The 23,812-nt window shown below is 45.3% G+C and carries 20 protein-coding genes; 11 read left to right on the top strand and 9 right to left on the bottom strand.

The window, feature by feature from the left end:
- Positions 1–10: 10 nt before the first annotated feature.
- The 5 genes from AWH66_RS13355 to AWH66_RS13375 all read right to left on the bottom strand — a co-directional run bounded on the left by AWH66_RS13355 (position 11) and on the right by AWH66_RS13375 (position 4,361).
- Positions 11–793 carry a DeoR/GlpR family DNA-binding transcription regulator gene (locus AWH66_RS13355; RefSeq protein WP_006070251.1) on the bottom strand — a complete coding sequence of 261 codons (783 nt, stop codon included), beginning with the start codon at positions 791–793 and terminating at the stop codon, positions 11–13.
- 104 nt (positions 794–897) lie between these two features.
- Positions 898–1,923 (bottom strand): aldo/keto reductase, encoded by a 1,026-nt coding sequence (locus AWH66_RS13360; RefSeq protein WP_063602813.1) that lies wholly within the window; start codon positions 1,921–1,923, stop codon positions 898–900.
- Between the two features lie 99 nt (positions 1,924–2,022).
- On the bottom strand, positions 2,023–2,445 hold the full coding sequence (gene fucU / locus AWH66_RS13365; protein ID WP_063602814.1) for an L-fucose mutarotase: 423 nt from the start codon (positions 2,443–2,445) through the stop codon (positions 2,023–2,025).
- Positions 2,446–2,461: 16 nt separating this feature from the next.
- Positions 2,462–3,316: a tagatose-bisphosphate aldolase subunit GatY gene (gene gatY, locus AWH66_RS13370; RefSeq protein ID WP_038230874.1), complete on the bottom strand. Its 855-nt coding sequence runs from the start codon at positions 3,314–3,316 to the stop codon at positions 2,462–2,464.
- Positions 3,317–3,320: 4 nt separating this feature from the next.
- Positions 3,321–4,361: an alcohol dehydrogenase catalytic domain-containing protein gene (locus tag AWH66_RS13375; RefSeq protein WP_063602815.1), complete on the bottom strand. Its 1,041-nt coding sequence runs from the start codon at positions 4,359–4,361 to the stop codon at positions 3,321–3,323.
- Between the two features lie 171 nt (positions 4,362–4,532).
- Here AWH66_RS13375 and xylB point away from each other — a divergent pair, with 171 nt between their 5' ends.
- The 11 genes from xylB to cydX all read left to right on the top strand — a co-directional run bounded on the left by xylB (position 4,533) and on the right by cydX (position 16,469).
- Positions 4,533–6,011 carry a xylulokinase gene (gene xylB, locus AWH66_RS13380; RefSeq protein WP_063602816.1) on the top strand — a complete coding sequence of 493 codons (1,479 nt, stop codon included), beginning with the start codon at positions 4,533–4,535 and terminating at the stop codon, positions 6,009–6,011.
- Between the two features lie 360 nt (positions 6,012–6,371).
- Positions 6,372–7,895: a sugar ABC transporter ATP-binding protein gene (locus AWH66_RS13385; RefSeq protein WP_063602817.1), complete on the top strand. Its 1,524-nt coding sequence runs from the start codon at positions 6,372–6,374 to the stop codon at positions 7,893–7,895.
- Complete coding sequence (locus tag AWH66_RS26065) at positions 7,895–9,883, top strand: substrate-binding domain-containing protein (RefSeq protein ID WP_006069666.1); 1,989 nt, start codon at positions 7,895–7,897, stop codon at positions 9,881–9,883. The genes AWH66_RS13385 and AWH66_RS26065 overlap by 1 nt, the downstream gene beginning before the upstream one ends.
- A gap of 259 nt (positions 9,884–10,142) precedes the next feature.
- Positions 10,143–11,099 carry an MBL fold metallo-hydrolase gene (locus AWH66_RS13395; RefSeq protein ID WP_006069667.1) on the top strand — a complete coding sequence of 319 codons (957 nt, stop codon included), beginning with the start codon at positions 10,143–10,145 and terminating at the stop codon, positions 11,097–11,099.
- A complete protein-coding gene (locus tag AWH66_RS13400) occupies positions 11,089–11,403 on the top strand; it encodes a hypothetical protein (protein WP_063602818.1) in 315 nt (104 codons plus the stop codon). Before AWH66_RS13395 ends, AWH66_RS13400 begins: the two co-directional genes overlap by 11 nt.
- Positions 11,391–12,257, top strand: coding sequence for an MbnB/TglH/ChrH family RiPP precursor modification enzyme (locus tag AWH66_RS13405; protein ID WP_063602819.1), 867 nt, complete (start codon positions 11,391–11,393; stop codon positions 12,255–12,257). The genes AWH66_RS13400 and AWH66_RS13405 overlap by 13 nt, the downstream gene beginning before the upstream one ends.
- Positions 12,250–12,957 carry an HvfC/BufC family peptide modification chaperone gene (locus AWH66_RS13410; RefSeq protein WP_063602820.1) on the top strand — a complete coding sequence of 236 codons (708 nt, stop codon included), beginning with the start codon at positions 12,250–12,252 and terminating at the stop codon, positions 12,955–12,957. Before AWH66_RS13405 ends, AWH66_RS13410 begins: the two co-directional genes overlap by 8 nt.
- Position 12,958: 1 nt before the next feature.
- Positions 12,959–13,558: an HvfX family Cu-binding RiPP maturation protein gene (locus AWH66_RS13415; RefSeq protein ID WP_063602821.1), complete on the top strand. Its 600-nt coding sequence runs from the start codon at positions 12,959–12,961 to the stop codon at positions 13,556–13,558.
- A 66-nt stretch (positions 13,559–13,624) separates the two neighbouring features.
- Positions 13,625–15,205: a cytochrome ubiquinol oxidase subunit I gene (locus tag AWH66_RS13420; RefSeq protein ID WP_063602822.1), complete on the top strand. Its 1,581-nt coding sequence runs from the start codon at positions 13,625–13,627 to the stop codon at positions 15,203–15,205.
- A gap of 9 nt (positions 15,206–15,214) precedes the next feature.
- Entirely contained in the window at positions 15,215–16,351 is a 1,137-nt protein-coding gene (gene cydB, locus AWH66_RS13425) for a cytochrome d ubiquinol oxidase subunit II (RefSeq protein ID WP_063602823.1), read from the top strand.
- A 13-nt stretch (positions 16,352–16,364) separates the two neighbouring features.
- Positions 16,365–16,469 (top strand): cytochrome bd-I oxidase subunit CydX, encoded by a 105-nt coding sequence (gene cydX, locus AWH66_RS13430; RefSeq protein ID WP_063602824.1) that lies wholly within the window; start codon positions 16,365–16,367, stop codon positions 16,467–16,469.
- Between the two features lie 74 nt (positions 16,470–16,543).
- Here the strand turns inward: cydX and putP are convergent, their stop codons facing one another.
- The 4 genes from putP to AWH66_RS13450 form a co-directional block, all read right to left on the bottom strand.
- Positions 16,544–18,037: a sodium/proline symporter PutP gene (gene putP / locus AWH66_RS13435; RefSeq protein WP_063602825.1), complete on the bottom strand. Its 1,494-nt coding sequence runs from the start codon at positions 18,035–18,037 to the stop codon at positions 16,544–16,546.
- 80 nt (positions 18,038–18,117) lie between these two features.
- On the bottom strand, positions 18,118–18,807 hold the full coding sequence (locus AWH66_RS13440) for a hypothetical protein (RefSeq protein WP_063602826.1): 690 nt from the start codon (positions 18,805–18,807) through the stop codon (positions 18,118–18,120).
- A gap of 11 nt (positions 18,808–18,818) precedes the next feature.
- Positions 18,819–21,959 (bottom strand): bifunctional proline dehydrogenase/L-glutamate gamma-semialdehyde dehydrogenase PutA, encoded by a 3,141-nt coding sequence (gene putA / locus AWH66_RS13445; RefSeq protein ID WP_063602827.1) that lies wholly within the window; start codon positions 21,957–21,959, stop codon positions 18,819–18,821.
- A gap of 294 nt (positions 21,960–22,253) precedes the next feature.
- Entirely contained in the window at positions 22,254–23,678 is a 1,425-nt protein-coding gene (locus AWH66_RS13450) for a 6-phospho-beta-glucosidase (protein WP_063602828.1), read from the bottom strand.
- Positions 23,679–23,812: the final 134 nt, after the last annotated feature.

Here is a 23,812-nt window from a genome sequence, read left to right on the forward strand (position 1 = left end):
AACATAAATATTAATCAACAACGATTACTTCCAACCCAATATTTTCAAACTTTCTTTTGGTATCAGCTGGAATACCGCTATCCGTCACTAAGGTATCTATCTGAGAAGCATCTAGGACCTTGTTGAAACCAATACGCCCTAATTTAGCAGAATCAACGACTGCAACGACCTTTTGAACACAAGATGCCATTACACCAGTAATAGCGTAGCCCTCATTAAAAGTCGTGATACCCTTCTCGGGGTCAATACCATCAGCACCCACAAAAAGTACATCGGCCTGAACACCATTTAAGCACTGTTCCGCTTGGTATCCATGAAGGGATTTCGTTTTGCTGCGATATGTTCCACCAACAATAACTAGAGTTGTATCTGGCGCTTCCAATAACTCTGATGAAGCCGCCAGATTATTCGTGATAATAGTATACCCGCCCTCCTTGGCGAGGCATTTGGCGACAAGGTGCGTAGTACTGCCACTATCAATGATAATGGAGTCACCTTTTCTAACGAGACCAGCCGCCACACAAGCAATTCTTTCTTTGGAGTCTGAATTTAATTGATATCGATTGTCGATTTGCACTTCATCTTCATACTCTTGTTGAGTAAGAGGGAGGGATTCAATCGACTGTGCTCCGCCAAAGAAACGTTTTAATTTGCCCTGATTTTCCAAAAACTTCAGATCCGAGCGAAGTGTAACTTCAGAAGTATCAAATAATACTGATAACTCTTTAACAGCAACCTGGCCATCTTTTTTAAGGAGCTCGAGTATCTTTTCTCTACGGTTTAACGGGTTCATGCGTTCCTCACTCTACAACTTCGAAACAACGTGGCGGCTCACATTGCGAAAAACATCAATGGTATTTGAAAGATTCCGCAATGTAAATGATATATAAATACAAACTATGCGGAAATATTACCATCTAAATCCCACAATTGTTCCCAGCTATCAGCACCTTCCCATAAAAAAACTTGGCCTTTAATCAAACGGTTATTAGCATCAATTCTTGATATTGCTTCCAATTCTTCCTCCGTTAATGGATTTTCAGTTACACATTTCAGGTTTGAGACATACTGATCTTCAGCAACAGAGAAAGGTATTGGTACATGACCTCGCTGTACTGCCCATTTGATACAGACAATCGCAGGATGAACCCCCAAGCGATCAGCTGCAGCAACAATAACTGGATTCTCAATATCCACGAGGTCTTCCGCCGTTTTATCGCGTTCAGGTCTTGTTGGAGATCCAATCGGACAAAACCCCACAGGCACTACATCGTTATTAATCATGTAGTTATATAACTCTTCTTGCTGAAATAATGGGTGACATTCCATCTCATTAACTGCAGGTTTTATTCTTGCATCCCTGATTAACAGCGCCATTTTTGCTATGGTCATATTCGACGTACCAATCGCCTTAACCAGTCCCATTTCAACAAGTTGCTCCATTTGACGCCATGTTTTCATAAAGTCTTCATGGATATATGGCTTAGCATCTGGACTACGAGAGTCACCGTCACAGCCAATAGGGTGGAAATTAGGAAACGGCCAATGAACCATATAAAGATCGAGATAATCCACTTGAAGGTCTTTCAAAGTCTTCTTACATGCATTTATGACATCATCATGTTGGTCATTCCAAACTTTCGAGTTTATGAAAAATTCCTCACGCTCAATACCGAAGTCATTCATTGCGCGTTTAAGAACATCACCAATCTGATCTTCATTCCCATAGATAGAGGCACAATCCATGAATCGATATCCTGCCTTTATGGCTCCATAAACTGCCTGCGATACTTCTTCAGGTCCAAAACGATCAGAACCAAAAGTTCCGAGTCCGACCGCCGGCATTTTTTGACCCGTATACAGTGTCTTAGTTGGTACTTTATCTATATCAACTGTCGGCTGGTATGAATATGCTACTGTCATTGCTACGTTCTCCATGCTCAATCTGAGCTCAATATCAACTTTGTAAAGGCATTGCCGATTGGTCTTTGTTGACTGTCGACCTGCGATTAAGGTTTGCGTCTAAAGAATAGGGGTAACACCTTTCTTCAATATAATATTGCCGTACTTTCGAGTGGTTCCGGTTACTACAATACACTTTGCTAACTTAGCTCTCTCATAGAAAGCAAATCTATCAATAAATGAGATCTCGGTATTATTCGGAAGCTTCGATATGTATTCTTCAATTAACCCTGGTGGGTGAACATCATCTCCAACTGTCGCCATCATTACGACTTTGTCCGGTACATATTGGTCGAGCTCAATCAAAGGGATAACCGCCTCAACAAGGTCCGACACTTCACACCCTCTAGCCTGCAATACATAGTCTCCACATGAATAGGCTGGAAAATGAATGTCTGAGAAAACAATTTCATCACCATGTCCCATTTTAGCGAGAATAAAAAGTAGCTCTGGTTCAACGATGGGATTGATATTTTTCAACATTTTTGACTCCTTATCCTTAAATTCGACCTGCACTTCCACAAATATCAATTTTCTGGCGAATAACTCGTGCCATCGCCTTTTTCGCTTCAATGTTATATACCCTAGGGTCATTAACAGTAGGATCGTCCTCAAAAACAGCTTTTAGAGTATCGGCATAGGCAATTTTAAGTTCCGTTGCTACGTTGACTTTACATATCCCCATAGACACGCAACGCGAAACATCATCTGAAGGCACTCCTGATGCTCCATGCAGCACTAAAGGAATGGAAACTCGGCTGGCTATATCTCTGAGTCGTTCAAAATCTAGCTTCGGTGTTTCCTTATAAAGACCATGTGCAGTCCCAATAGCAATGGCTAAAGAATCAATGCCAGTGCGATTTGCAAAATCAAATGCTTGTACGGGGTCAGTGTAGGGTTCATCCACGGAGTCAATGATAAGGTCATCCTCTTGTCCCACTAATTGACCAAGTTCAGCCTCAACTGATGCTCCATAGCGATGACAAAGAGCGACAACTTTTCGAGTAATTTCGATGTTTTCTTCGAATGGCGCATGGGAACCATCTACCATCGCCGAGCGTATACCGGCTTTTACCTTGTATTCGATATCTTCAAAAGAAGTATGGTGGTCTAGGTGCAAAGCTACTTGCATGCCCCGGTCTTTTGCTGCGGCTTCTACCAAAGCCACTAATTCCGGTGTACCCGCGTACTGATACGTAGATGGCGTACCTGCAAGAATAACTGGAGAGTCCATCTCTTTAGCAGTGTCTAACACACAATGAACAGACTCTAAGTTATGTATATTAAAGGCTGGGATTGCATAGCCAGATTTTTGAGCTTGCTCAAGCAAGTATTTGGTATGAATTAGAGTCATTGTCTTAGCTCCACTTTAAAAGTATTTTGCCATCTGGGCTTTTGCCGTTCAGCGCTTCGACGCGTTCAATGAACTCTGAAGGTTCATACACGCCATCTAATAGTGATTGGGTATCAATAAGATTTTTTGAGAAAAGCTCACGTGCCACTTCCCACTCTTTTCCAGGATAAGGAGCGGAATAATTCATCCAACTACCAAAAAGTGTCAGTTCTTTTCTGAGAATTTGTCCAAACTGCTGGTGAGTAAGAGTTAAGTCATGATGGAGAGTGCCAATTAAAGCAACCGTCGCTCTCGGACTTGCGATGTTTAAACATTGTTTGACAGACGCAGGACTGCCCGCAGTTTCCAAAATCAATTGATGTTCTCTAGCAAAAGGAACTGACTGCATTTGTTCTCGAATATCATTGTCCAATGAATTGAAGCAATAATCCGCACCCAGAGATTTAGCTTTTGAAAGTTTCTCATCCGCTATATCGATCGCCGTAACAGTCGCAGCTCCCATTGCCTTTACGGCCTGCACAGCCAGTAAGCCAATAGTACCAACACCTACCACCACCACATCTTTACCCTCAACGCCACCAGCCATCAGGATAGGGTGAAGGCTAACTGTTAATGGTTCGAAGAAAGCACCTTGAATTGATGACACAGACTCATCGAGCAAGAAACAACATTGCTCGGGAACCTCTACAAACTCGGCGTTTCCGCCTTGTGCACGCGATCCTATAAAGCTGTAATCACTGCACAAGCTATATCGGCCATTCATACACTGAGGGCAACTGCCACATGGGACTAAAGGAGCACATGAAATTCTATCTCCGTTTTTTAGGTGACTAACCCCTTCGCCAACTTCCACGACTTCCCCAGAAAATTCGTGTCCCAGTACAATTGGATAGAAATGGGCACCATCATCGAAAATCCTTGGCAAATCAGAACCGCACAACCCTGAAACGTGCACCTTCACAAGAACCGAACTTTTTTTCAAAGTAGGTTTTGAAATTTGGGCTATCTCAAGTTTATTGTTCGATTTAACAGCAATACTAAGCATCTCAATACCTTTTCATTAAATCAGTTTCAGAATCTTACATGTATCTTTCGAATGCTTATGATTTTATGTATTATGTGTTACGGATTTCAATTGAAAGTTTCGATTTTCGTCTATTTTACATGTATTGTTTGTGTTAGATCACAAATCGAACAACTTAGAAAGGATTAGAAAATGTTTATTGGTATCGATTGTGGCACTCAAGGAACAAAGGCGATCATTTGGCAAGATGGTGGCATTTTGGGGCAGGGCTACACTCCACATTCAACAATAATGGAACAATTGGGACAAAGAGAGCAAAGACCAGAAGAATGGTTTGATGCCCTCATAGCTTCTATCGACAAAGCATTTAAAGGGATTGAGCAACATAAATCAGCGATCAAGGGAATTGGGATTTCAGGTCAACAGCATGGTTTGGTGTTATTAGACCAAAACGATCAAGTGATTAGAGACGCCTTGCTCTGGTGTGATACAAGACCTCAAGCTACTCTCAGCACATTTACACAAACCCATGACCTTAACTTAGTAGAGAAATTAGGCATTCAAGTCCCCGTGGCATTCTCGTTAGGTAAACTATTGTGGGTAAAGGAAAATGATCCAATTAGCTTTCGACGGATTCACAAAATGATGCTGCCGCATGATTACCTTAATTGGTGCCTTACCGGTCGTTTTACTGTAGAACCGGGGGATTCATCTGGAACAGGCTGGTTTGACACATATTCCAAGTCGATGAGTGAAGATCTACTTACTCTCATCGACTTCAGTAATGAATTGGCGCAACCTGAAATCTTGCAGTCTCAAGATATAGTAGGAACACTGCACCCTTCTATAGCAGAGAAACTTGGGCTAAGTACCAATGTCATCGTCTCATCAGGAGGCGGAGATAATATGATGGCTGCTATAGGAACTGGTAATGTTGAAAATGGGCAACTTACTATTAGTTTAGGCACATCTGGTACCCTTTTTTCACACAGTTTCGAGCAAGTAGATAGTCGTGATCACAAAGATTTAAACGCATTTTGCTCTTCGACAAATGGTTATTTACCGCTCGCTAGCACTATGAACGTCACCACTGCAAACAACCAGATTCTTAGCCTTATTAACAGTGATATCAGCGAATTCGACACCTTACTGGAATCAAGCCCGATTGGCGCTGACGGCCTTACCTGCCTGCCGTTTTTTAACGGTGCCCGTCTACCAAATGTACCTAATGCAAAAGGTGCTCTACAAGGTATCACTGCTACTAACCTCACACCAGCAAACCTACTCAAGGCCACTGTCGAGGCTGTCACTTTTAACTTGGGACTAGGCGCGAATGTGCTAAAAAGTGCAGGCGTAAAATTTGATAGGACTTGTGTGATAGGCGGAGGAGCAAAAAGTAAAATGTGGCGACAACTCATATCGGACGTAACCAATTTACCACTTTGGTGCCCAGTTTCGACCGAAGCAGCAGCTGTAGGTGCTGCCATTCAAGCCTGTTGGGCTCACGAAAACCTTTATCAACCCACTCAGATAACGGATATATGTTCAAATACACTTAAGGTAGATGAGGGGAAGTCTGTCACACCGATTGAGAAAAATGTTCAAACTTACCGGACAATAACAGAATCATACCAATACCACCTGAGCCGTCATATGGCTCAATTTGTCTAACCCCTTATATTACGTTACGGGTGGCACTAGCCACTCGTAATTATTTGAAAGAAAAAACTCTAACTAACTTTCATATCACTCTTAGTCCTAAAAACATACTTACTGACTATCTTTAGTTGCATTAGAATAAATTATTCTATAAATCATAAACTTAAAAACAAATCATCGTATCAAAAAACCTAATAACCTCACCGATTCCTTTGTTGAGACAGTAATCAATTATGTGATCAACCCCTTATAATCGTAAGACTTCGTTACCATTCGAAACATTTCGAGTATATTATTTGTTCATAAGGAAATAGTCAGCAGAAAAGGTATACCTGCTGAGAAGAATATCTTTCCAATTTGCAAGGAACCAATATGAGCAGTCCATTACTTACAATGAGTGGCATATCGAAAGCTTTCACCGGCGTTCAAGCTCTGCAAAACGTGAACATTCAATTGCGGGCAGGTGAAGTGCACGCCCTAATGGGTGAAAACGGAGCCGGGAAGTCAACATTAATGAAAGTGTTGATAGGCGTGCATAAAGCTGACGAAGGGTACATTCAGTATAAAGGGCAAACGGTCGCATTTGATTCTGTTCTGGAAGCCCAAAAAGCTGGCATATCCATGATTTTCCAAGAGCTGAACCTTATTCCTCATCTGTCCGTGGCAGAGAACATTTTCTTCGCTCGAGAACCACTTAAAAACGGCTTAATTGACTATAAAACCATGAGGTCAGAAGCTAAGAAGCTACTTGAGATGTTCGACATAGACGTAGAGCCGACAGACATTGTAAATACTCTGTCTGTGGCAAAACAACAAATGGTCGAGATTGCTAAGTCTCTTAGTTTTGATGTTGAAATTCTCATTATGGATGAGCCGACATCAGCTCTAACGGATAAAGAAATCGATGCGCTTTTTGAGTTGGTCGATAAGCTGAAGGCCAAAGGTGTCGCCATCGTCTACATTTCACATCGAATGAATGAATTACGTCGGATATGTGACCACATAACTATCTTCCGAGATGGTCAGTATGTGTCAAACCATCGTTTTTGTGAAATTTCGATGGATGAAATCATTGCCAAAATGGTTGGCAGAACTCTGGATAATCACTTCCCACCAAAGCAAGCTGTTATTCAAGACGACCTCATTTTCTCCGTGATGAATGTAGCTAGGGAGGGAGTCTTCCAACCATTAAACTTCGACCTTCGTAAAGGCGAAATTTTAGCAATTACAGGCTTGGTTGGTGCGAAACGTACAGAACTTGCAAGAGCGCTGTTTGGTGCAGATAAACTCACCGACGGCGAACTCTTCGTCCATGGGCAAAAGAAAGTCATTCGTACCCCTTCTGACGCGATCAAAGCTGGCGTCGCCTACCTCTCTGAAGACCGAAAACTAAACGGTATTGCCGTAAAAATGTCCATAAGGGAGAACACAACCATGGCCTCCATGGACAAAGTGAGTTCGAATTTCGGAATAATATCCAATCAAGCTGAGGTAGACGCAGCAAATCAATACATCGACAAGATGCAAATAAAGACCCCAACCGTCGAACAGTTGGTTGGAAACCTCTCTGGTGGTAACCAGCAAAAAGTAGTGATCGGTAAGTGGTTATTTAGAGATGCGAAAGTCATGATTTTCGATGAGCCTACTCGAGGTATCGATGTTGGTGCCAAATACGCCATCTACGAACTTTTAGATGAGCTAGCAACACATGGGATTGGAGTCATCATGATTTCATCTGAGTTGCCGGAAGTATTAGGTATGTCTGATCGAGTCATTGTCATGAAAGAGGGAGTGATGACCGCAATGCTTGAAACCGCAGCCACGACTCAAGAAGAAATTATGCAATACGCAACAGGAGTTAAAAACATGTTCCCACTATATGAGGAGGCAGTGTGATGAACGAAAAACACAAGGATATGCTACAGAAGTTAGCATCGCTAGGCGGATTATTCGCACTAATTATTGCTTTCTCCATCACTAGTCCACACTTTTTTAGTATGGACAATGCCATGACCGTAGGCCTGCAAACATCAACGATTACCATTATAGGTATCGGTGTAATGTTGACGATACTAACAGGTGGTATTGACTTATCCATAGGCTCAGTTATGGCGCTCTCAGGGGTTACCGCAGCCATGGCAGTAAATGCTGGAATGCCAGTTCCCGTGGGTATGGCTGTAGGAGTGTTGACAGGGGCCTTCTGCGGTCTTATTAGCGGACTATGTGTATCTAAACTGCGCCTCCCACCATTTATCGCAACACTAGGTATGATGATGATGGCTCGTGGTGTGGCACTCTACATCACTAATGCAGCCCCAGTTTCAGGGATGCCTGAGTCCTTCTCTTACTTAGGTAATGGCGCACTATTCCGCATGGTTGAGATTGGTGAGAATGGTTTCCCAATCATTAAATTTGCAGGCATACCTTATCCAGTGCTCGTCATGTTGCTGGTAGTTGCAGCATTCTCTTTCCTATTAACGAAAATGCGCCTCGGCCGCTACCTATACGCAATAGGATCAAACGAAGAAGCCGCTCGTCTTTCCGGTATCGATACTCAAAAAGTCAAAACCGCTGCCTATGTCGCCTCTGGTTTCTTAGCAGGACTTGCTGGCGTCATTATTGCGAGTCGACTTGTTACCGCACAGCCAAATGGGTCGGTCATGGCAGAGCTTGATGCCATTGCTTCTGCCGTGGTCGGTGGCACCTCTTTGATGGGTGGAGTCGGAACTGTATTTGGTGCGGTTGTCGGGTCATTTATTATCGGTGTCCTGCGAAACGGCCTAAATATGAATGGCGTTAGCTTCTTCGTTCAACAAATCGTAATTGGTGGCGTCATCATCGCTACCGTGGCGTACGACCAATACCGTATGCAACAAACCACAAAAGTGAAAAACCCTACTACAAAATCCAAAAAGGATGTTAAAGATATGAAAGTTAATAAGATTGCTACTGTCGCTGCGATGGGACTCGCATTTGCCTTTGCTGGTCACTCCACTGATGCTACTGCCGCTCAGAAAGAGATTGCGGTTGTTGTCAAAACGGAAAACTCCAACTTTTGGCAAAATGTTAAAGGCGGTGCAGTTGATGCCTCTAAAGAGCTTCCTGCATACAACATCACTTTCCAAGGACCAGCAGCAGAAACTGCGGTTGATGAGCAGGTCAACATGATACAAAACGCACTAAACCGCGGAGTATCAGGGCTTGTAGTTGCACCTACTGATCCTAACGCATTAGTACCTGCACTTAAGGCAGCATGGGAGAAAGGAATTCCTGTTGCTCTTATCGACTCAGGCCTTAATGACGACGGTAAGTATCACCAAGCTTTCCTATCTACTGATAACCGTGCAGCAGGGAAACTTGCCGCAGAAAAAATGATCAAGTCACTCAATGGCAAGAAAGGCAAAGTGGCCATGATGAGCTTTACTGCTGGATCTGGCTCTGCTATGGAGCGTGACGGTGGCTTTAAAGAAACCATTGAAGCGGCAGGTTACGAAGTTATCGGTCCTTACTACTCCAATGCGGATATGGTTACCGCTCTAAACCAAACTATTGACGTCTTAGCTTCGAATAATGACTTAGTAGGTATTTTCGGGTCAAACGAACCAACAGCGGTTGGCATGGCACGCGCTATTCAACAACGTGGTTACACAGGGAAAATTGTAGCCGTTGCCTTTGATGGTAACTCAGATATTCAACAATTTATTCGTGATGGTGTGTTAGACGGTGCCGTTGTCCAGTCTTCTTACGGCATGGGTAACATGGGTGTAGAAACGGTTTCTCAAATCCTGAGCGGAAAGAAAGTCGCATCTTATATTGATACTGGTGTTGTTTATGTAACCAAAGACAATATTGACTCAAACAAAGCGAAAGCCGTTCTCTACTAAAATTGTTGAAAACAATTAAATTGATTCAACAAAACAACCTCTAAACACAACGGACCTTACAGGATAACTGGAGGTCCGTTGCTATTTTTCGTTCACATTAACTAAACACAACATTAAATATATTCATACATACTTAACCTTAATTTTTCCTTATCGTATCGGCGTGCTTTGACAGAGATCAACAAACCTGATGATTCCCTGTCTGTACTTTCACACTTTGACCAAAAGTAGTCGATGACAAAAACGATAGGAAATGGTTATGAAATGGCCGATAAAAGCGCTGGCAGTCGCGCTAAGTTGCTCACTTGGGGCGACACAATCTTTTGCAATCAATCTCGAACCCCTAGATAAAGACTTTACCCTACAAATCCTTGGTTCTGGGGGTCCCATCTCTGATGATATGCGCGCCTCATCGGGAGAATTGATTTGGTGGAAAGGCAAATCAAGAATCATGATTGACGCGGGTGGTGGTAACTACCTACGATTTGGCCAAGCAGGAGGCAAACTCGAAGACCTCGATCTTTTAGCCATCACTCACTTCCACACCGATCACGTTGCGGATCTTCCAGCCCTGCTTAAAGGCGCTTACTTTTTCGAACGTGAGGACGCACTAGATATCACCGGTCCAGAAGCTGGTTCTGCATTCCCGAGTTTAACAGGCTATATGGATGCGATGTTCAATCAGGAACACGGAGCTTACGCTTACCTTAATGGACTTTATGATGGCTCAGATGGCCTGTTCCCAATCACCCTCACCGATGTTTCTTATCAAGAAACCACACCACAAAAAATCTACGAATTAGATGGGCTTACTGTTTATGCGCTCGGCATTCCTCATGGCGATGTACCCACTTTGGCATACCGAATTGAGAGTGAGGACGGCGTCATTGTTATTTCTGCAGACCAAAATGGCAGTAATCCAGCCTTCATTCCTTTTGCCAAAGGCGCTGACATTCTGGTGATGCCTATGGCCATTCACGAAGAAGCCGATGCTATCTCATCGTTTATGCATGCGAAACCTTCGACCGTGGGGGAAATTGCCGCTGAAATTAATCCTAAGCTACTGATTTTAAATCACTGGATGGGGCTAGGCCTCAAGCGTAAAGCACAGTCAGTGGAGATCGTGAAAAAGTACTACAAAGGAAAAATATTCTCTGCTCGTGATCTGTCGAGCTTCCCAATGGCGTCTTTCAAGGAGACCTCAAATGAACAATAAAATGGCTATCTCAATCGCACTCAGCTCACTGGTATCGATGAACTCGGCACTCGCTGCCATCAGTGAATCTGCTGAAGCACCTATTACCGCTCAGCCAACAGAACAGCATGGCGGTAAATGTGCAGCAGGCAAATGTGGAACCGAAAAACGCTTTGAAAAACAAGAGCTCGATAGCGACCCACAAGATAAGTTAGTGCGCGCGCGTGATGGGAAGTGCGGCCTCTCTGGTCAAGGCATCAATGCGCCTGCGGACGCAGTGACATCAGCAGATAGTAAGGTAACAGGTGGAGTATGCGGACAATAACCAATACCAGCAAGGGATTGGGTCTACGTATGGAGCATCTGGATATGCTGAGTGACATGCCTAAGCATCCCGATATCGACTTTCTCGAACTCGCACCTGAAAACTGGATGAATCTTGGCGGTGCAAAACGGGAACGCTTGGAGCAAATCGCTGACAAGTATCCCTTGGTTGCTCACGGTCTCACTCTCTCCATTGGTGATTGCGTGCCGTTAAACGAGATCTACCTGAAAGATGTCGCCCGTTTTCTTAATGAGTTTGATATCGAGATTTACAGCGACCATTTGAGTTTCTCTCGTGACAGTCAGGGCTACCTTTATGACCTACTGCCGATCCCAAGAAGCAGGGGGAATATCGACTATCTAGTCTCTCGAATCCAACGCGTGCAAGACGTGGTCGCTAGGCCTTTGGTGCTCGAAAACATCTCGTTTTATCACAATTATGACAACGACATTCCCGAAGGAGAGTTCTTTGCAGAGCTTATCGAGAAATCCGGCTGTCAGATGCTGCTGGATATCAATAATGTCTACGTCAACAGCATCAACCACGGTTTTGATGCTTATGAGATGCTGCAAAGTTTGCCGAGCGACGCGATTCGCTATTACCACATTGCAGGACATCTGCAGCAGAGCGACCAGTCATTACTCGATACTCATGGCAAACCCGTCCCTGATTCAGTAATTGAGTTGGCTCACTATGTGTTTAACCTCCACGGCAACAAACCACTGCTGTTAGAAAGAGACCACAACGTGCCACCGCTTGTCGTCCTTACTGAAGAACTACGAGACATCCATGCAGTTGTCAAAGCTGCAGAACGACAAGTCCAGCTTTCTGAAAGTGGGGTCCTCTATGCTTAGCCCTCCAGGACTGATGCTTCAGCAAACTGAAGCACTTGCGCAGAAGGTACGATTAGGTCGCACTGAGGGATGCCAATACGGTGAATTTATTCGCGACAACGTTTTTGGTGTCGTATGCAACACCTTTCCTTTTTTCGTTGAGCGAGTCGGTCATCAAGACTTGGCTCAGTTAGTGGATGACTTTCTGTTGCAGCACTGTGCAATGGAACCTGAGTTTCATCACATCGCGACAGAGTTCGTGCAGTTCATTCAGCATGGTACTTGGGTCAACCAATTTGACCTTATGGTACTTGAGTACGAATGGATCGCCTTCAGCGCAGAAATTGACCAAGCTCGAATCAATCTCAAACCTTGCAGTGACATTGTGTATCAGAGCCCTGAGCAATACACCCTGAGCTGCAATCCCACACTGCGCTTAGTGGAGTTACCTTTTGAGGTGTCGAGTCGCTCGATACAAATAACCAATAGCACCCCATCAAACTACTACGCGGTATTTCGAAACGCTCAACATCACGTTGTCTCACAAAAACTTCGGCCTATCGATGTGGCGCTGATTCAGATCCTTCAGCCCTCATATTGTTCGAGCTTACAGACATTCCAACAACAAACTGAAGCTCAACTCGCCGATTTCGATGTACGCCTTTGGATACAACATTTCACCCATCTCGGGTTGTTAAACATCAACACCCTAGGAGAATAAAATGATTAAGTCAGTCTTAACTTGGTATGACAACCTTATCGACAAGTGCCGAAAAATCGACTTTTTGGTTCTACTGTCTATTCGTCTTTTCTTGGTTCCGGTCATCTATGTCGGAGCGCGCTCTAAAGTACTGGGATTCGCAGGCACGGTTGCCTGGTTTGGCGCCCCCGTAGCAGACGGTGGACTGAACCTCCCGTTTCCAGAACTTCTTGCGTTCCTCGCTGCTGCCACTGAAGTCGTCGGGTGTATCTGTATTGCCTTAGGCTTGTTCACTCGCATTATCGCGATTCCAATGATTTTTATGATGAGTGTGGCCAGTGCCATGGTGCATTGGAAACATGGCTGGGATGCAATTGCCACAGGGAGTATGGAATCGACCATTCGTCTAAATGGTTTTATCACTTGGTTGGCTGAGAACTTTCCAGGTCGCTATAACTACATTACCGAACTTGGCGACCCGGTTATGCTCAACAACGGTATGGAATTCGCTGCCACCTACTTCGTGATGTTAATGGTGCTATTTGTCTACGGTGGTGGCCGTTATCTAAGCCTCGATTACTGGCTAAAAAAGCCCTATCTAAGCAAGCCTGTAAACGCTTAATCACCAAATAAAAACCTATCTTTCTACTATTTCTGCCCGCTACGCGCGTAGCGGGAAGGGGATGCTATGTTAACAGATGTCGTTGATCTGTCGCGTCTGCAATTTGCCAGTACCGCGCTTTATCATTTTATATTCGTGCCTCTCACCATAGGGTTATCATTCTTGCTGGCCATAATGGAATCGGTCTATGTGATGACGGGCAAAACCATTTACAAGGATATGACCAAGTTCTGGGGCAAACTCTTTGGAATCAACTTTGCCGTCGGGGTTGCAACAGGCTTAACCATGGAGTTTCAATTTGGTACCAACTGCTCCTATTACTCTCACTATGTTGGTGACATCTTTGGAGCCCCACTCGCGATTGAAGCGCTAGTCGCCTTTTTTCTTGAATCGACATTGGTCGGGATGTTCTTCTTTGGTTGGGATCGGTTAAGTAAGCGTCAACACCTCACTGTTACTTGGCTTACAGCACTGGGGTCAAATTTCTCTGGTCTTTGGATTTTGATGGCCAATGGTTGGATGCAAAACCCTGTCGGTGCCGAGTTCAACTTTGAAACAATGCGTATGGAAATGACCAGTTTCACCGACGTGATTTTCAACCCGGTGACACAAGTGAAATTCGTTCATACCGTCGCCGCAGGTTATACCACCGGTGCACTATTTATCATGGGTATCAGCGCTTACTACTTGCTGAAAAATCGGGACGTGGCATTTGCAAAACGTTCATTTGCTATTGCCTGTTCGTTCGGCATGGCTGCCATCTTTTCCACACTTATGCTCGGCGATGAATCTGGCTATGAACTTGGCGATGTTCAAAAGGTTAAGCTCGCAGCGATTGAAGCGGAGTGGCACACCGAAGAAGCACCAGCTTCATTTACCGTATTCGGACTTCCCAATCAAGAAACCATGGAAACCGATTATGCGCTTAAGATCCCCTATCTCATGGGCATTATCGCAACACGCTCTTTGGATAAACCTGTGTTGGGTATTAGGGATCTCATGGCAATCAACGAACAACGAATCCGCAACGGAATGATCGCCTATGGTTTACTCCAGCGTTTAAGAAGTGGTGATAAAACCGCCGAGAACATCGCTAAGTTCAATGACGTTAAGTCTGACCTTGGCTACGGCCTTCTGCTGAAGAAATATGCGCCCAATGTCTCTGATGCCAGCGAACAACAAATAAAAACGGCTACACAAGACACCATTCCGCAAGTCGCACCACTGTTCTGGAGCTTCAGAATTATGGTGGTGTGTGGCGTCTTGATGTTCGCGCTGATTGGCTTTTCGTTTATTCAAGTTTGCCGTCAGAAAATCGGCAGTCAACGATGGCTACTTAAATCGGTGCTTTGGGCGATTCCATTGCCATGGATAGCCTGTGAAGCTGGATGGTTTGTCGCTGAGTATGGCCGACAACCGTGGGCCATTGGAGAAGTTCTGCCTGTCAGTATGGCCACATCGGACTTGGCGGCCAGTGATATTTGGATTTCGCTAGGAGCCGTTTACATACTCTATACCCTGTTCCTTATTGCTGAGATGTATTTGATGGTGAAGTTCTCCCGTCGCGGGCCAAGTGTCCTGAAAACTGGGCGTTATTATCACGAACAAAACCACTCACTCGACAATCTTATCGACAACTACAAATAAGGAGGCTATATGTTTGATTATGAAACACTCCGCCTTTTCACATGGGCGATTGTCGGCATATTGATCATCGGCTTCGCTATCGCCGACGGCTTCGATATGGGCGTCGCCGCACTACTGCCTATCGCCGGTAAAAGTAATGTTGAACGCAGAGTTATGATTAATAGCATCGCGCCACATTGGGACGGTAACCAAGTTTGGTTAATTACCGCGGGGGGAGCGATATTCGCCATCTGGCCCGCGGTCTATGCCACAGCTTTCTCTGGTTTTTACTTGGCGCTGGTTCTTGTTCTTGCCGCGCTATGGTTACGCCCTATTGGTATGGATTATCGAAACAAAATTGACGACCCTAGATGGCGACTCGCTTGTGATGTTGCGCTAACGATGAGTGGTCTCGTACCACCATTGGTATTTGGTATTGGTTTTGGTAATTTGTTTATAGGTCTGCCGTTCGAGCTCAATGAATTGCTGATGATCAGTTATAAGGGCGGATTTTGGAGCTTGTTTACTCCACTACCCATTGTGTGCGGTGTCATTGCGGTTGCCATGACCCTGCTTCAAGGAGCTACCTTCCTGCAACTGAAAACGGTAGAGGAGCTTAATGAAAGAGCTCGGTCCATAGCAGTGTGGACAGCATGTACCGCGCTGATTATGTTCGTTGTCGGTGGCGTCATCGCTAATGGCCAAGATGGCTATATCATCCAAAGCCTTATCGATACCAATGGCGTTTCAAACCCAGTTAGCAAAGAGGTCTCGGTTGTCGCTAGTAGTATGCTGCATAACTTTGTTCGCTATCCTGCGTTATTTATCGTACCTCTCATGGCATGCGCTATGCTGCTTTGCTCAGCGCTGCTGTCCATGGCTAAGCGCGCTGGCTGGGCATTTTTGTGCTCGAGTTTGGCGATTCTAACCATCATATTGACCGCGGGCATTGCACTGTTTCCAATGATTATTCCATCAAGCTTAGTACCTTCTCACAGCTTGACGTTGTGGGATGCCACCTCAAGCTACAAAACACTCAGCATCATCTCAGTGGTCGCCGTTGTGGTTGTCCCTGTAATCCTTGGATACACGACTTGGTGTTACTACAAGTTGTTCGGCCGAATCGACAAGCAATTCATTGAAGACAACAGCACATCGCTGTACTAGGGAGATAAGACGTATGTGGTATATCTGTTGGGTTTTGGGTGTGTTGCTCGCATGTTCCTTCGGGATCATCAATGCGATGTGGTTAGAGCAGCGTGATAAAAGCGATTTAGATTCATAGCCTAAAAATCTTGGTAAAAAAATAGCCTCCCTTAATTATGGAGGCTATTTTCACACATAGAGACTGATAATTTCTTAATCTAACTCAACCAAGTTCTTCTCAAACGCTTCATGCTGAGCTTGAACCGCTTTGTCTGGGCCGCCAGTCATTGAGCTAACTACCATAATCGCAATCCAAGATAGGATAAATCCAGGAACGATTTCGTAGATATCGAAGATACCGCCGGTTAGCTGTTTCCAAACCACGATAGTCACACCACCGACTAAAATACCCGCGATAGCACCATTACGGTTCATACCAGACCAGTATAGGCTTAGTAGGATAGCTGGACCAAAGGCAGCACCGAACCCAGCCCACGCATAAGATACTAGACCAAGTACCGAGCTGTCTGGCGTCATCGCAAGAACCAGTGCGATAATTGACAGTAAGATAACGCCGACACGACCTACCATCACTACTTGCTCAGATGTTGCATCTTTGTTGATGATTTGCTTGTAGAAATCTTCTGCCAACGCCGACGAAGACACCAATAGCTGAGAATCCGCTGTACTCATAATAGCTGCTAAAATTGCCGCCAATAGGATACCAGCGACTACTGGGTGGAACAGCGCATTAACTAGTAACATGAAGATTTTCTCACCATCTGCCAGTACATCGCCACCAGTGCCTGTAGTGTAAACTAGACCTACAACACCCACTAGCATCGCACCAAGCATAGACAGCGCAGACCAAATGACAGCAATACGACGAGCAGTTGTTAAGTCTTTGTTTGAACGAGATGCTTTAAAACGCGCGAGGATGTGTGGCTGACCAAAGTAACCTAGGCCCCATGCCACTAGAGAGATGATAGCGATTGCAGATAGCGGCTGGCCTTTAGTGTCATTCCATAGAGTGAGAAGCTCTGGATTAATGGCTTCAAGATCAGACGTTAACTGACCGAATCCACCTTGCATCCCAATCACAGGAACAATCATCAGTGCCGCTGCCATCAATAGGCCCTGAACTAAGTCAGTCCAAGATACTGCTAGGAAGCCACCGAATAACGTGTACGACACAACACATACCGTACCGATGATGACGGCAATGGTGTAATCCAAGCCAAATACTGTTTCAAACAGTTTACCACCTGCCACTAGACCAGAACTGGTATAGAAAAGGAAGAAAAGCAAAATGAAGAACGCAGATACAACCTGAATCACTTTTGAATTGTCGTTAAAACGACGAGACAAATATTCAGGCAGGGTCAGTGCGTCAGTAGTAATACTGTAAGTACGTAGTCGTTTTGCACAGATTAGCCAGTTTAGCCAAGTACCTACCAGCAAGCCGCCAGCAAGCCAGAAAGCTTCAATACCTGCTGCATACGCGTAGCCAGGAAGACCTAGCAGTAGCCAGCCACTCATATCCGATGCACCTGCTGACAAAGCCGCTGGCCATGGTCCTAATGAACGACCACCTAGAAAGTAGTCGCTAGAATTGGCCGTGCGCTTGTAAGCAATCACACCGATAGCGAGCATCAACGCCAAATAAGCGATGAAAGTAGTTGTAATAGCGAAGCTATTTTGAATCATTATTATTTCCTCATCCTAGAATACAGCCTCCAACATAACGGTGATGTTGGAGGCTGGTAGGGGTCCGTGACCTTATGTCACTAGCTACCAAGCTCAAGCAAAGTAGCGTTGCCCCCCACTGCTGTAATATTGATGGTTCTTGTTCTTTCTGTTATGAACCTCAACACTAGATTCGGATCGTGCGCCACAGGCAGCAGCGCTAAATCCGTCTCAGACACCAAAAGACCTATCGCTCCATCGCGATTAGCCAGTTGATGGTTAACCTGCCATTCAGTGTCTTTAGAGCCAACAAGACCCACCACTCGTACATCGAAATCGATAAAGGTGGAGGCTTCTTCTAAAGCCACAAATTGAACTAGGTTAGTAGGCAGTTGAGAACGCTCGACCGCCGATTTTAAAATTTGATTAAACTTGTCGTTCCCAGAACAAACAATGACACCATTACCAGCGATAAGTGCCGCTGTAATTTGCGCCATTGCCGCGATCTTAGCTTGTGCTTCTTCGCTCTCAAGAACCACTAAAACCACACCACGTCCCGCCGCATAAAGCTCATTGGTTTCACCCGTCGGCCCCGGCATCACATGCGGGTTAGCTAATAGCACATTGGCTTGTTGAATATGGAATGCCATCACGCTAGCGAGCGTAGCGTTCAGTTCATTCATATTACGCTGAGCAGAAAGTAAGCACTCACGTTGTCCAGCAAAATCGGTAAGATTCCAACCTTCCCATGCTGTCAAAACATCGGAGAAAATAGTTGCGTTATTGACCATGATTTTTCTCCTTATTTCGCCGCTTGATTAGCGTTGGCGTTAATGACATCAGTAAAGCGATATAGGTAGTGTGGGCCACCTGCTTTTGGTCCAGTTCCAGAGAGACCCTGTCCTCCAAATGGTTGAACCCCCACCACAGCACCGACTTGATCGCGGTTGATGTAGCAGTTCCCTACTCGAGCGTGTTTTTCTACCCACTCATACGTCGATTCATTACGGCTGTGGACACCTAGCGTCAAGCCAAAGCCTGTGGCGTTGATGCTCTCAACCACTTTTGGTAGTTCAGATGCTTTGAAGCGAACGATATGGAGAATAGGGCCGAAATGTTCTTCCGTTAGCACAGAGATATCGGAGATTTCAAACGCACAAGGCGGTACAAAATCCCCTTCTTCGCACTCAGCATCAAGTGACAGTTGCGCCACTTTGTTGCCTTGTTTTGTCATCGCGTCAATATGCGCCAGTAGTTTTTGCTTCGCGTTAGCATCAATTACTGGGCCCACATCGGTAGCATGCAGATATGGCAAGCCCACTTTAAGCTCATCCATTGCACCCTGAATCAGGTTAATAACGCGCTCCGCAATATCCTCTTGAATAAACAGAACACGTAACGCAGAACAGCGCTGTCCGGCAGAAGCGAAGGCAGAGCGAACAACGTCGCGAACGACTTGCTCAGGCAGTGCGGTCGAATCAACAATCATTGCATTTTGACCGCCGGTTTCTGCAATAAATGGTACTGGCGCAACTTGGCGTGCCGCAAGTGTGCTATTGATGCGCTGAGCCGTTGGCGTAGAGCCAGTAAAGGCTACGCCAGCAATCGCCGCGTGAGAGGTTAACGCCTGACCCACATCAGCGCCGCGTCCTGTAATCAGTTGAATCACCTCAGCTGGGAAGCCTGCTTCAAGCATTAGCTCAACAGCACGTACAGCGATAAGAGAAGTTTGCTCCGCAGGTTTAGCTACAACGGTGTTACCCGCAACCAGTGCTGCCGTGACCTGACCTAAGAAAATCGCCAGTGGGAAGTTCCACGGACTAATACAAACAAACACACCTCGTCCGCCGCGTGTCAGCGTTTTTGACTGACCGTCAAAGCCAAGCACGGATTGCGTTTCAAAAATATGTGGCTGTTTCGCATAGTAACGACAGAAATCGACCGCTTCGCGCACTTCATCAATACTGTCGTGAATGGTCTTACCCGCTTCCTGATGGCAAATCGCCACCAACTCATGCAGGTTTTCTTCTAGCTTGTCTGCCAGTGTTAGTAAGCACTGACCACGCTCAGCATATGGCGTCTGCGACCAACTAGTGAAACCTTGCTCTGCTACTCGGATAGCTTCGGAAACATGATCAAGGTTAGCCATAGCCACCTGCCCCACGACAATACGGCGATCATAAGCCGCAGTGATCGTATCAACGCTAGCACCTTCCTTGATCATGCTTTCGTATTGCGATTGACCATTAATGATCGGAGCACCTTGCCACTGCTTAGCTCGGAACAGTTCGACTTTGTGTTCGTAGTCTTTCACTTCGCTCTCAATATCGACGTTCACACCCACAGAGTTTTTACGCTCGGCAAAAATAGCGGGAGGTAGATCGATATTAGCGTTGTGTAGGGTGTCATTGGCAAGCAATGCGTCTACCGGATGAACAGTTAAGCTATCAACAGGACAACGCGCATCAACAAGGCGGTGAACGAAGCTGCTGTTTGCACCGTTTTCCAACAGACGACGCACTAGGTATGGCAGCAAGTCTTTGTGACTACCCACTGGTGCGTAAATTCGTACTGGCTGTTTATGCGTATCCATCACATGGTCATAGAGTGAATCACCCATACCATGTAGACGCTGGAATTCGTAATCGGTGTGCTGAGCCATTGTCGCAATAGCCGTCACTGTGTGTGCATTGTGACTCGCAAACTGCGGGAAAATATTGCCACGCACGTTTTCACTCAATAGGAATCGAGCACACGCTAGGTATGCAACATCGGTCGCTTCTTTACGGGTATAGACAGGGTACGCATCATAGCCCGCTTGCTGAGACCATTTGATTTCGCTGTCCCAATACGCCCCTTTCACCAAGCGAAGTGGAATCAGGTCGCCTTGCTGTTTTGCTAAGCCGTTGACCCAAACCAAAACAGGGAGTGCACGCTTAGAATAAGCTTGAATCACCAGACCAAACTTGCCCCACCCTTTCGCCACGTCGCTACGATACACTTTCTCAAATAATTTAAGTGATAGCTCAAGACGGTCAGCTTCTTCCGCATCAATCGTAATCGCTACATCCAGCTCTCGCGCTCGAGTAAGAAGCTGAGTTAACGTATCACAAAGCTCAGTTAGCACGCGCTCTTCGTTAGCGACTTCGTAGCGAGGGTGAAGTGCCGACAGCTTGATTGAAACTGATGGTGCTGGACTAGTATCTAAGCCGTATTTATCACTGCCTACTGCTTCGATCGCCATCAAGTAGTCTTTGAAATACTTGTCAGCATCAGATTTAGTGAGCGCCGCTTCGCCCAGCATGTCATAAGAGTAGGTAAAACCGCGATCACGCATCTTTTTACCATTCTTCTGAGCTTCACCAATGCTGCGACCCAATACGAACTGATGACCCATGATCTTCATGGCCTGATACATGGCTTTACGAATCACAGGTTCTGAGAATTTGTTGACTAAACGGTTCACCGCTTTAGCTGGGCTTTGTGATTCAGACTCAGCAAGCCCGACAACTTTGCCCGTCAGCATAAGACCCCATGTTGACGCATTGACAAACACAGAGTCAGAATTTTTCAGGTGAGATTTCCAATCAGCGACACTCAGTTTGTCGCGAATAAGCGCATCAGCCGTTGCAGAATCAGGAATACGCATTAACGCTTCTGCTAAACACATCAACAAAATGCCTTCTTGAGTATCTAAACTGTACTCAAGCAGCAAAGCATCAATCATTTGAATGGCATTTTTATCGGCACGGATGGCTTCGATAAGCTCGGTGGTTTTCTGTGGGATTTGCTGGGCTTCATCGCCTTGCGGCGTCGCCAGAGGTAAAAGCTGTTTCAACCATTGAGACTCATCCACCATGTAAAGTGGAGAGATCAGTGACCAGAGCTGTTCAAGCGGCTGCTCGACAAACTCCGTTTTTAGCACATCTGTTGCTGTAAACATGTGTGTTCCTCAATCTCTACTCAGCCGCAAAAGACGACTGGACTACTACAATGGCAGGCAGTGTATTTTGAGTGTTAAGGAATTACTTGTCAAAAACTCCGAGCTTTTTGCTGTTTTCTACGCTTATTAACAAAATTAATACAAGGTCACATCGAGTTAGACAAAATGAGCCGTTACAATCTGCAACCAAATTAACATATTGTTTCGTTCTCGCTAAACATTCCCCTCAGTTTTAAAACCCAAAAAAGGGATGCACATAGGCATCCCTTTATAATCACCAATGAGGAACGGAGGTTATGACAAATCCTCACCGTTGGATTCGATCACTTTTTTATACCAGAAGAACGACTTCTTACGAGAACGGTTCAACGTACCATTACCTTTGTTGTCACGGTCAACGTAGATAAAGCCATAGCGTTTACTCATTTCTCCAGTGGATGCTGCGACCAAATCAATGCACCCCCAAGGCGTATAGCCTATCAAAGGCACACCATCTTCAATGGCCTCTCCCATCGCTTTGATATGAGCGCGCAGATAGTCGATGCGGTAGTCATCGTTAATCTCGCCATTCGCTTCCATCACATCTTTGGCTCCAAGACCATTTTCCACTAAAAACAACGGCTTCTGGTAACGGTCATAAAGGGTGTTCATGGCGATACGCAGGCCGAGAGGGTCGATAACCCAGCCCCAATCGCTGGCTTCAAGGTGTGGATTACGAACCGACTTCACGACATTAGCTTCACTGGTGTTGCCTTTATTCATATCGGCGGAAGCGCAGCGAGAGGCGTAGTAACTGAAGGAAATAAAGTCCACAGTATGCTTTAGAATCTCCAAGTCGCCGTCATGAATCTCTAGCTCCACGCCTTTTTCGAAGAACGTTCTTTGAGCATAAGATGGGTAATAGCCTCTCGCTTGGACGTCAATAAAGAAGAGGTTCTCACGATCTTTATCAAGCGCCATTTTGACATCTTCTGGTTTGCAGGAATACGGATAGAAGTTGCCACCCGCTAACATGCAACCCACTTGGTTATCAGGGTTAATCTCATGGGCAATTTTGGTCACTAGGGCACTTGCCACAAGCTCATGGTGCGCTGCTTGATATTTCACCTGCTCTTTATTCTCACCTTCTTTAAATAGTAGGCCAGCACCAGAGAACGGGCTTGCTAGCAAGATATTGATTTCATTGAATGTGAGCCAATACTTAACCAAACCATCAAATGCTTCAAAACAAGTACGAGCATAGCGCTCAAAAAAACCAATCATTTCACGACTGCGCCACGAGCCATAGGTGTTCACCAAGTGCATTGGCACGTCGAAATGGCATAAGGTAACAAGAGGTTCAATACCATGCTTCTGACATTCACGAAACAGATCTCGGTAGTAAGCTATACCTTCTTGATTAGGTTCTAGCTCATCGCCTTTAGGGAAGATTCTTGCCCACGCAATGGAGGTACGGAACACTTTGAACCCCATTTCGGCTAATAGCGCAATGTCTTCTTTGTAACGGTGATAGAAGTCGATAGCCCCATGGCTTGGATAAAACTCTGATTCATCGAGCGTTACTTGCTCACGCAGACCCAGTTTAATTGGCATACGATTATCTCCATATGGAATCATATCGACCGTCGTTAGGCCCTTGCCACCCTCTAAGTGTCCACCTTCAGCTTGGTTAGCAGCGATAGCTCCGCCCCATAAAAAGTTCTCTGGAAATACCGACATTGTTACCCCTTAAATCGTACATCGTGAACCGATGAGCTAGCATTTTATGAACACTATGCCAGCCTCATTTCGGCTGTAATTAAGTTTTTTAACTGGATGTGCTCTTGTTCACAACATTAAAAGTTACCGGTATC

Source organism: Vibrio barjaei (assembly GCF_001639065.2).
GTDB lineage: Bacteria > Pseudomonadota > Gammaproteobacteria > Enterobacterales > Vibrionaceae > Vibrio > Vibrio barjaei.

Coding starts and splice junctions, on each gene's coding strand:
- AWH66_RS13440 (WP_063602826.1), bottom strand. CDS start 18,807: ATGGTCAATAACGCAACTATTTTCTCCGATGTTTTGACAGCATGGGAA.
- AWH66_RS13400 (WP_063602818.1), top strand. CDS start 11,089: ATGAACAATAAAATGGCTATCTCAATCGCACTCAGCTCACTGGTATCG.
- AWH66_RS13355 (WP_006070251.1), bottom strand. CDS start 793: ATGAACCCGTTAAACCGTAGAGAAAAGATACTCGAGCTCCTTAAAAAA.
- AWH66_RS13375 (WP_063602815.1), bottom strand. CDS start 4,361: ATGCTTAGTATTGCTGTTAAATCGAACAATAAACTTGAGATAGCCCAA.
- AWH66_RS13420 (WP_063602822.1), top strand. CDS start 13,625: ATGTTAACAGATGTCGTTGATCTGTCGCGTCTGCAATTTGCCAGTACC.
- cydB (WP_063602823.1), top strand. CDS start 15,215: ATGTTTGATTATGAAACACTCCGCCTTTTCACATGGGCGATTGTCGGC.
- AWH66_RS13405 (WP_063602819.1), top strand. CDS start 11,391: ATGCGGACAATAACCAATACCAGCAAGGGATTGGGTCTACGTATGGAG.
- AWH66_RS13385 (WP_063602817.1), top strand. CDS start 6,372: ATGAGCAGTCCATTACTTACAATGAGTGGCATATCGAAAGCTTTCACC.
- xylB (WP_063602816.1), top strand. CDS start 4,533: ATGTTTATTGGTATCGATTGTGGCACTCAAGGAACAAAGGCGATCATT.
- AWH66_RS13410 (WP_063602820.1), top strand. CDS start 12,250: ATGCTTAGCCCTCCAGGACTGATGCTTCAGCAAACTGAAGCACTTGCG.
- fucU (WP_063602814.1), bottom strand. CDS start 2,445: ATGTTGAAAAATATCAATCCCATCGTTGAACCAGAGCTACTTTTTATT.
- gatY (WP_038230874.1), bottom strand. CDS start 3,316: ATGACTCTAATTCATACCAAATACTTGCTTGAGCAAGCTCAAAAATCT.
- AWH66_RS13360 (WP_063602813.1), bottom strand. CDS start 1,923: ATGACAGTAGCATATTCATACCAGCCGACAGTTGATATAGATAAAGTA.
- AWH66_RS13450 (WP_063602828.1), bottom strand. CDS start 23,678: ATGTCGGTATTTCCAGAGAACTTTTTATGGGGCGGAGCTATCGCTGCT.
- AWH66_RS13415 (WP_063602821.1), top strand. CDS start 12,959: ATGATTAAGTCAGTCTTAACTTGGTATGACAACCTTATCGACAAGTGC.
- putA (WP_063602827.1), bottom strand. CDS start 21,959: ATGTTTACAGCAACAGATGTGCTAAAAACGGAGTTTGTCGAGCAGCCG.
- putP (WP_063602825.1), bottom strand. CDS start 18,037: ATGATTCAAAATAGCTTCGCTATTACAACTACTTTCATCGCTTATTTG.
- AWH66_RS26065 (WP_006069666.1), top strand. CDS start 7,895: ATGAACGAAAAACACAAGGATATGCTACAGAAGTTAGCATCGCTAGGC.
- cydX (WP_063602824.1), top strand. CDS start 16,365: ATGTGGTATATCTGTTGGGTTTTGGGTGTGTTGCTCGCATGTTCCTTC.
- AWH66_RS13395 (WP_006069667.1), top strand. CDS start 10,143: ATGAAATGGCCGATAAAAGCGCTGGCAGTCGCGCTAAGTTGCTCACTT.